This window comes from Inquilinus sp. OTU3971, from assembly GCF_038440215.1.
In genome coordinates this window covers 1-1,269 of record NZ_JASATH010000418.1, presented here as the reverse complement: position 1 = coordinate 1,269, position 1,269 = coordinate 1, and the positions used below count along the sequence as shown (strand labels likewise).

The 1,269-nt window shown below is 67.7% G+C and carries 1 protein-coding gene; it reads left to right on the top strand.

The window, feature by feature from the left end; genetic code table 11:
• Positions 1–81: 81 nt before the first annotated feature.
• A complete protein-coding gene (locus AAHM41_RS40215) occupies positions 82–1,251 on the top strand; it encodes an ISAs1 family transposase (protein ID WP_342242261.1) in 1,170 nt (389 codons plus the stop codon).
• Positions 1,252–1,269: the final 18 nt, after the last annotated feature.

Sequence of the window (1,269 nt, the reverse complement as noted above, 5' to 3'; positions counted from 1 at the left end):
CAGGGCAGCGAACTCAAGTTACAGGTGACAGGGGAGAGAAAGGGTGAATCGCTGAGGGCGGGTTGATTCGGAGCCGCCGAGATGAGCGAAGAGCAGGGGAATGTGTGGCCGAGGTCGCGGCTGCGGGCGCTGTTGGAGCATTTTTCGACGATCGAGGATCCGCGGGACGTGCGCCGGATCCTGCATCCGCTGCCGGAGATCCTGCTGCTGGTGGTGTGCGGCACCCTGGCGGATTGCGACGACTATGAGGGGATCGCGTCATGGGGCGAGGCGCATCTGCCGTTTCTGCGGCGCTATCTGCCTTATGAGCACGGTGTTCCGGGCGAGCGCTGGCTGACGATCCTGATGAACCGGATCAATCCGGCCCTGTTCGCGGCCGCCTTCAGCGACTGGGTGCGCGAGACCTGGCCGGCGCGGCCGGAGCTGATCGCCATCGACGGCAAGACCTCGCGCCGCAGCCACGACCGGGCCGCGGGCGCCGGGCCGCTGCATCTGGTCTCGGCCTTCGCCACCACCCGCCGGCTGGTGCTCGGCCAGGAGGCCGTGCCCGACAAGGCGAACGAGCTGGCGGCGATCCCCGTGCTGCTCGACCGGCTCGGCGCCGAAGACGGGCTGAAAGGCGCCCTGGTCTCGATCGACGCCGTCGCCACCAATGCCGACATCGCCACCGCCATCCGCCGGGCCGGCGCCGACTACCTGCTGGCGGTCAAGGCCAACCAGCCGACCCTGCGCGCCGAGATCGAGGCCGGCTTCGCCGCCGCCGAGCCACACCGCCTCGACACCGACATCGATCTCGACAAGGCCCATGGCCGGATCGAACAACGCCGCGTCGATGTCCTGTGCGAGGTCGACTGGCTCTCCGGTGAGCGCCGCTTCCCCGGCGAACTCCGCCTGCCCGACGCCGCCTGCATCCTGCGCGTCCATGCCAAGGTCGAACTGGCCGACCGCTGCCGTCAGGACACCCGATACTTCATCTCCTCCGCCAGCCTCTCCGCCACCCAGGCCGCCGAGGCCGTGCGCCAACACTGGGCCATCGAGAACCGCCTGCACTGGGTCCTCGACGTCATCTTCCGCGACGACCAGTCCAGACTCCGAAAGGGACACGGCGCACAGAACATGGCTGTCGTCCGACACTTCGCCCTCAACCTCCTCCGCTCCGCATCCGACAAAAAATCCCTCAAACTCCGTCGTAAAATCGCCGGCTGGTCACCTGACTACCTCGCTTCCCTCCTCTCCATGCCTGACCGGTAACTTGGATTCGCCGCCCTG